The 7,433-nt window shown below is 65.2% G+C and carries 6 protein-coding genes and 1 pseudogene; all 7 read right to left on the reverse strand.

Annotated elements, in window-relative coordinates; translation table 11 throughout:
* Position 1: 1 nt before the first annotated feature.
* On the reverse strand, positions 2-1,720 hold the full coding sequence (locus tag AC3A4T_RS24145) for a putative porin (RefSeq protein ID WP_487677700.1): 1,719 nt from the start codon (positions 1,718-1,720) through the stop codon (positions 2-4).
* A 67-nt stretch (positions 1,721-1,787) separates the two neighbouring features.
* Positions 1,788-2,456, reverse strand: a complete 669-nt coding sequence (locus tag AC3A4T_RS24150) for a cell envelope integrity TolA family protein (protein ID WP_487677701.1) — start codon at positions 2,454-2,456, stop codon at positions 1,788-1,790.
* Positions 2,457-2,469: 13 nt separating this feature from the next.
* Entirely contained in the window at positions 2,470-2,874 is a 405-nt protein-coding gene (locus tag AC3A4T_RS24155) for an ExbD/TolR family protein (RefSeq protein ID WP_036102888.1), read from the reverse strand.
* Entirely contained in the window at positions 2,871-4,706 is a 1,836-nt protein-coding gene (locus tag AC3A4T_RS24160) for a DUF2341 domain-containing protein (RefSeq protein ID WP_487677702.1), read from the reverse strand. The genes AC3A4T_RS24155 and AC3A4T_RS24160 overlap by 4 nt, the downstream gene beginning before the upstream one ends.
* 100 nt (positions 4,707-4,806) lie before the next feature.
* Positions 4,807-6,399 (reverse strand): ShlB/FhaC/HecB family hemolysin secretion/activation protein, encoded by a 1,593-nt coding sequence (locus AC3A4T_RS24165; protein ID WP_487677703.1) that lies wholly within the window; start codon positions 6,397-6,399, stop codon positions 4,807-4,809.
* Between the two features lie 317 nt (positions 6,400-6,716).
* A complete protein-coding gene (locus tag AC3A4T_RS24170) occupies positions 6,717-7,145 on the reverse strand; it encodes a hypothetical protein (RefSeq protein ID WP_487677704.1) in 429 nt (142 codons plus the stop codon).
* Between the two features lie 206 nt (positions 7,146-7,351).
* Positions 7,352-7,433, reverse strand: a pseudogene (locus AC3A4T_RS24175) (IS1595 family transposase); the annotation flags it as partial.

The following is a 7,433-nucleotide window of genomic DNA, read 5'->3' on the forward strand; positions in this document are numbered from 1 at the left end:
CTCAGAATTCAGTGCTGAGATCGAGTTGGACCACGTCCACCGAATACGGCGCACCGGTCACCTCGTTCGCGCTGAGCCAGCGCAGCCCCAGCCAGGTGTTGCGCGCCAGGCCCAAGGAACCGCCGACAATGAAACCGCGCGCGTTGGTGCCGCCCAGGTGGAAGTCCGAATCGGTGAAAGCATCGGGCACCGCGTCGGATTCCAGCCGCTTGTAGCCGATGCTCGCGTTCCAGTCCCAGGCCTTTTCGATCTTCGGCTGGCCGACCAGCAGGTTGACGTAGTAACCGCTGTCGCCGCCGTCGTGCTGCAACGGTTCGATGTTGGGCTTGAAGTTGTTGAGCGGACCCAGCGCTTGGATGCGCTTGGCGTCGTACTTGAGGTTCTTGACCACGTCGGCCTCGATCACGATCTTGACCGGATCGAAGCTGGCGATTTCCAGCGCCGCGTGCAGGTTGGCGACGCCGAATTCGCTGGCATAACCGAAATACTGCAACTGCGGGCCGTCGGGCGCGCCAGAAGCCGGCACGATGTCGCGGATCGCGAACATGGTGTTGCCGAACTGCTGGAACTGCGGCCGCGACAGATCGGTGTCGCACACGTCCTTGGAGGTCGGCGCGACGCACGGCGACGACAACTCGCCGTTGATGTGGTCGAACAGGAAATAGCCCAGGCCGAACTTCAGCTTCACCTCGTCGCTGAATTTCCAGTCCGCGCCGGCCTGCACGCCGTACAGCCATTTGTCGCGGCTGCTGGCCTTGTCGGCGCGCTGGGTCGAACCGAAATCGAAGTCGGTATTGAAGATCGGGAACGCGCCGACGTTGAGGTAAGGATGGAAATCCGGGCCCAGGTCGAACTCGGTCTTGACCGCCACGCCGTCGAAGCTCAGGTCGTTGTCGAACAACAGTTCGCTGGTCCAGAACGGATTGGGCGCGCGGCCGATGTCGGCGCTCAGCCAATCGGTCGGCTTGAGCCGCAGGTAAGCGCGATCGAGCCACAGCGAGTACTTGGACAGATTGCCGCCGGCGCCGAGGGTCTGGTTGGTCGACACCGGGCTGCGATCGCTGCCGGTGGCCATGCGCAGGTCGGCCTCGACCCAGTCGGCGATCTGCGCATGCACGCCCAGCCGCGCGCGAATGCGCATGCGGCCGCGGTTCTTGGTGGTGTTGACGGTCGGCAGCGGGTTCGACAGCGGATCGTTGACGTCGTAGCCGCTGCCGGCATTGAGCACGCCGAAATTCGGGAAGTCGTTGTAGTTCTCGCCGTCGTTGAGCACGTCCTCGGCGCGCGCGCGCAGGTCGCCGTAGACGCTGATGCGCTGGGTCCATTCGGGCAAGGCGTTCGGCGCGGCCCAGCCTTCGCTCTTGGCCTGCTGGGTGACTTCGGCGCGCAGCTCATCCTTGATCTGCTGGCGAACCACTTCGGGGATATACGGCACGACCACCGCGCCGGGCGCGGTCTGGTACGCGGGCTGCGCGGCCACCGCGGTCGCCGGCCTGGACGCGGCGCTGGCGCTCGCCTCGGCGATCAGATCGTCGGCCTGCTCGCGCGTCATCACGCCCTTGGCGACCAGCAGATCGATGAGCTTGAGAGTGACTTCGGGGCTGATCCTGGACGCGTCGACCGGCGGCGCGGCCACGGCGGGCGTCATGCACAGCGCGGCCAGCGCCAGCGTCAATGCGCGGAGCTTGAGGCGGCGATGCGGATTGGACAATGCGGTCATGGTGGTTCCCGGTGAGACGAAAATTCAGGCGGAAATGCGAACGAAACATTCGGGCGCGCTGGCAGCGCTAGCCCGGCGAAATGGCACCGATGCGCAGGTTGATCGGTTGCGGCATCTGGTCCGGCGGCGGCTGCGGCAGCGCGCGCCCTTGCAGGGCGGCGACGATGGCGCGGTCGAGTTCGGGCTTGCCGGTGGAGGTGATCACCTGCGATCGCTGGATCGTGCCGTCGGCGTTGAGCCACATCGCGACCGTCGCCGAATAGCGGCCCTTGCGGGTTTTCTCGTCGCGTTGCAGGTACTGCTGCACGTTGCGCTGAACCATCGCGGCATAACCGGCGTACGGATTGCCGCCACCGCCCTTGCCGCCGATGCGGGTGCCGCCACCGCCGCTGCCCGGGGTCAGGCCGAATTCGTTCGAGCCCGGTCCGGCCTCGGCGGTGAGCGGATCGCCCGGCGGATCGGCCGAATCGTCCTTGGGCGGATCGATCGATTCGAACGGCGTGTTCTCGACCAGTTTTTCCTCCTCCGGCACCTTGTCGGGTTGCGGCGGCGGCGGCGGCGGTGGAGGCGGCGGCAGGATCACCTGGGTGATTCGCGGTGGCATGCGCTTCTGGGTCGGGCCGGCGTCCTGCATCAGCGACCACACCAGCCACGCGAGCACCGCGAACACGCCCAGCGCGCCGAGCACGGCGAGCGCGCGCGACCAGCGCGAAGGTTGTCCGTAGGAACGACTCACGATCCCCGCCCGCTCAGCCGGCGGCCTGGCGCTGCGACGCCAGACCGATCGAGGAAATGCCGAGCTTGCTGCACAGGTCCAGCACCGCCATGACCTTGTCGTACTGCACCGCGCGATCGCCGCGCAGGATCACCGGCAGTTCGGCGTCGTTGGCCAGCGCGTTGCGCAGTTGCTGTTCGAGTTCGCTCATGCTGACCGGCACCGCATCGATGCTGAGCTGGCCGGCGTTGTCGATCGCGATCACCTTGGTCTTGGGCACCGACAGCGGCTGGCTCGCACTGGCCTTGGGCAGGTCGACCTTGATGCCCTGCACCGCCGCGGTGGTCATGATGATGAAGATCACCAGCAGCACGTAGGCCAGATCCAGCATCGGGGTGATGTTGATGTCGTCGTAGGGTTTCTTGCCCTGCACCTTCACGGCAGCGTCTCCGTCGACACGCTGCGGGTCAGCTGCGACGGCAGCGGCGCGTCGCCGGCATAGTCCTCGGCGATGCGCTTTTCCAGTTCGTCGACGAACACCTGCATGTCCGCGCCGATCGCTTCGGTGCGGCTGAGCAAGTAGTTGTAACCAAACAATGCCGGGATCGCGACCGCCAGGCCGGCAACGGTCGCCAGCAGCGCCGCGGCGATGCCCGGCGCGATCGCGTTGATGTTGACGTCGCCGGCCGCGGCGACCGCGGCGAAGGTGATCATCACGCCGACCACGGTGCCGAGCAGGCCGAGGAAGGGGCCGCCGGAAATCGCGATGGTCAGCAGCACCATCATCTTGTTAAGGCGCTGGCCTTCGCGCACCGCGGCGGCATCGAGCGCGGAACGGATCGCGGCGATCGACTGGGTGCGCACCACCGAACGTCCGCCGCCGGCGGCGACGCGGTTGCGCAGTTCGTCCAGGCCGACTTCGAGCAAGCGCGCGAGATTGGATTTCTCGCCGTTGAGCGGGCCGTTGTCCTGCGCGCCCTTGACCCAGGCGGTGTCGTGCAGCGGGTACTCGCCGGCGTACTTGCGGAACGCCTGCAGGAAACGCTCGTTGGCCTTGGCGGTGGTGTTGACGAACACGCCCTTGCCGATCATCACCCACCACGAGATCACCGCCATGAAGCCGAGGATCACGATCACGATCCAGGCATCGATGGTCAGCGCACTGAACAAGATGCCGAAGTAGTTGTGGCCGCCGTCGCCGGAGCGTTGTTCGACCGGCTGGAAGGTCAGCAGGCGCGCATCCAGGCCCTGGCTGTGCGCGGCGGCCTGGATCAGGCCGACCGGACGGGCGATTTTCGACACCTGCACTTCGTCGATCAGGCCGATGAAATTCGCGCGCACGGCGGCGCCGTCGGCTGCGGCTTTCTCGCCGCCGATGGTCAGGCCCGCGTTCGCCGCCGGCAAGGCCGCGGCGACTTCGCCGACCGGTGCGCCGTTGAGGTACACCGTTACTTTGTTGTCGCCGGCTCGTACCGCCACGTGCGCCCAACTGTCGGTGGTCAACGGCGCGCCGGCGGAGGTGCGCAGTGGTCCGTTGGCGCTGGCGATTTCGGCGTAGAGGACGCCGGACTCCAAGCCTAATGTCAGCGCGCCCGGAAGCGACACGATCACTCCCGTGGCGCTGGCTCCGGTTGGTTTTACCCAAGCCGACACAGTCAACGCCTGCGCGGCGGTGATGTTCAACGACGACGAGGCCGGCACGTTCAACGGCGTCAGACCGTTCATTTGCAGGCCCGAACCGATCAAGGCCGCCTGAGCAAGAGTCAACGGCGGCTGCGCGTTGTTGGCGTAGGCGGTCTGGTCGTTGCCGGCGGTGCCCTGGTCGGCGAAGTGATAGACCGCGACGCTGTCGGCGTCGTAACTGCCCTTGGCGTCGGCGCCCGGGGTCGCTTCGGGGTTGCCGAAGTAGACGAAGATCGACGCCGCCGCGTTCGCCTGCAGATCCGGAAGATCGACCCAGGCCAGCGCGACCTGGTCGACCAGGCCGTCGTATTTCTCGAAGTGGTATTTCAGCGGCGTGCGGTCGTCGGCAGCGATGAAACGCACGTCGCTGCCGTCTTCCTTGGCGTCGGCGAAATTGAAGTTGCCCGAATGCAGGCGCACCAGCACCTGGGTGCGGCCGCCGGGCTCGCTCACGCCGGCGCCGGCCGAGGTGGTGTTGAGATCGACCTTGGCCCGGTAGTTCCACTTACCGTCCCACCACGAGGCCGCCATCGCCGGCAGCGAGAGCAACAACAACACAGTGGCCAGCATCACGCGCAATCGGTTCACGACACATCCCCATTAGGTGTAGTTCGGCCCCGCATGCGCGCCGGGCCGGCAAAACGACAGGTCGCGACGCCCGCGAAGGCGGCGCACCGGTGTTGCATGGTCAGAACTCGCCCCACAGGCGCACGCCGACTTCGACCCCGTCGGGTTTGCGGTCGCGGCCGTTGGGGCTGGACAGCGGCTTGGCGACATCGACCGAGCCGTTGAAATGACCGAAGGCTTTCAGCGATGCGCCGATGCCGGCGCTGACCAGGGTCTCGCTGCGCAGCTGATCGGGCAGCGGATCGTTGATTCGCGCATAACCGGCATCGACGAACGCGCGCAGGCGCAGTTCCTGGAACGCATCGCCGAGCGAATCGGAGAACGACGGCGTGCGCGCTTCCAGCGTCGCCGCCGCGCCCAGGTCGCCGAGCGATTCGGATTCGTAATAGCCGCGCACGCTGTCGAGGCCGCCGATGCTGAATTGCTCGTTGCTGATCAAGGGCTCGCCGGCGAACTGGCTTTGCAGGCGCAGCATCAGCTGCGCGTCGTTGCTGTATTTCCAAGTGTGCGAGCCCGAGGCGCGCAGATAGAAGAAATTCGGCTGCGCCTGATAACGCTTGGCGTCGAATGCGGCGCGGCCGTCGCCGACCCCGCGCAGGTTGAACACCGCCGACAGGGCGAGGTCGCTGACCGAGCGTTCCTTCACCCAGTCGGCGTTGTAGTTGACGCTGATCGGCAGGTATTCGATCGGCACCGAACCGCGGTCCGCGCCCTGCACCAGGTTCTCGTTGAAGTCCTTGTAGTCCAGGCCCAGGCTCAGCGAGTGGAAGAAGCCTTCGCGCGCGGCGAACGAACGCATCAGCCGCACGCCGGCCAGGGTGCCGTTGCCGATCACGTTGAGATCGCCGACCACGGCGATGTCGCTCTTGCTGCGCACCGCGTAACCGAGCAAGGAATAAGGCGACGCGCCGAACCGCGCCAGGTACGAGATCGAGAACACTTCGGCGTCTTCGCGCCGCTGCGGCGCGAGCTGCGCCGACAGGCTGACGCTGTGGCCGCGCTGCCACAGATTGTCGTAGCGCACGCTCGCCGCCAGACGCTGCTCGGTGGTGTTGGCGCTGTTGCGGTTGTTGAGTTCCAGCGAGCCGTGCAGCGGCAGGCTGTCTTCGACATTGAGGTCGACGTCGACCGTGTTGGGCGTGGCGCCGGCCTTGATTTCCGGGGTGACGCGGCGATCGGGCCATTGATTCAAGGCGACGATATCGCGCTGCACGTCCTTGAAGTTCGGCACCTGGCCCTGCGCCAGCGACGGCGCGGCGCGCTCGATGTCGTCGGGCGAAAAATACTCCGCGCCGTTGACTCGCAGCCGACCGACCTTCTGTTCGTTGACCTGCAACGTGACCAGACCGGTCGAGGCGTCCTGCTCCGGAATCACGACGCTGACGGTCGGAAAGCCCTTGTGGTCGTACAGCGCCTGCAAGGCGGCGCGCGCGGCTTCGACGTCCTGTTCGCTGCGCTGCGGGCCCAGATGCGGGTACACCGCCTTTTCTATATCGAGATTGCTCAGCTGGCTGTTGCCGAGCACTTGATAGGCCATCACGTCGAAGCGAGCGATCGGCGCGGCGGCTTGCGCCGTCGTCGAAGTTTCCTGCGCGTGTAAGCGCGCCGGTCCGAGCAAGCTCAGTCCGACGGCTGCGATGAGGCGTAGAGACATCGAGCCGAAACCATCCCTGTTGCGCCGTCCCGAGTACCGGTCGGCAGACCGCGCAAAGGTAGGTTCGCTATGTGACGGTGTTGGAACTGCTACATGACAAGGCACATAAACTTGGTCATGTGCTTGTCAATCTCGATCAGCGAATGTCACAAGTTGATGCGATGACGTATCAATTACGCACTGGATCACTTGTCATCTCATCATGAGATGAGCGGTATCACACAGGTGAGAAATGTTGCGAGTTGTAGTTGCGGGTTCGATGCAAGTTTCCGCGGCTCGGTTCGAAGCGTGTCGATGCATTCGCGCGCCTGCGGTTTTTATGGCGTTTCGTGCGCGGGGCGCGTGCGCATGCGCGGCTGGCTGAAACCGATGATGTTGCGCTTACGCAACATCATCAACTGATGCGATCCGAGAAATTCGTCGGTAACGACCCATCGCGGCGGTGCGCGGTGTTCGAGTTCGCGGACAACGATCCGCAACGCGACTGTGCACGGCGGTTGCATCGATCGACTGCGATTGTGTCGGCGCGCAACTTGCAACAGCGTTGATGCGCACAGCGAATTCGGCATTACCGATTTGTGGCAGTGGCATGTGCGCGTGGCTGTCGTTTGCGCAGGGTTCGGGCGGCCGCGGCGCTGACGTCGTTTGGGGCGAAAAGCGAATCCCCCTGCCCCCAAGGAGGCGAACTGCAACGGCAGAGACTGCAACTGTTCGATCGACTGCAACTGTTCAATCGGACGACTCAATCGGACGACTCGCTCGCACGACTCGCCGACGCGGGCGAGTTGCCTGCCATATCGGGACTGACCACGCGACCCAAGCGGGCCGTTGCCCCCCTTTATGAAAGGGGGCGGCATCCGCGCAGCGGATGCGGGGGATTTGCTTTTGATCTTGATCTTGATCTTGCGGCTGACGCCGGGAGCAAAAGCGAAGGGGCTGTCCTAGATAAGGGTTATCGCCCCGTCCAGTCCCGTAGCGTAGCAAGCTGCTCGCGCGGGGTGCCGTAGTTGAAGCGGAACTCACATTCCTTCAAA

Source organism: Lysobacter sp. Soil_N_51, from assembly GCF_057655755.1.

Excerpts from the sequence above, each read along its gene's own strand:
- AC3A4T_RS24165 (WP_487677703.1), bottom strand. The coding sequence starts at position 6,399 with ATGTCTCTACGCCTCATCGCAGCCGTCGGACTGAGCTTGCTCGGACCG.
- AC3A4T_RS24145 (WP_487677700.1), bottom strand. The coding sequence starts at position 1,720 with ATGACCGCATTGTCCAATCCGCATCGCCGCCTCAAGCTCCGCGCATTG.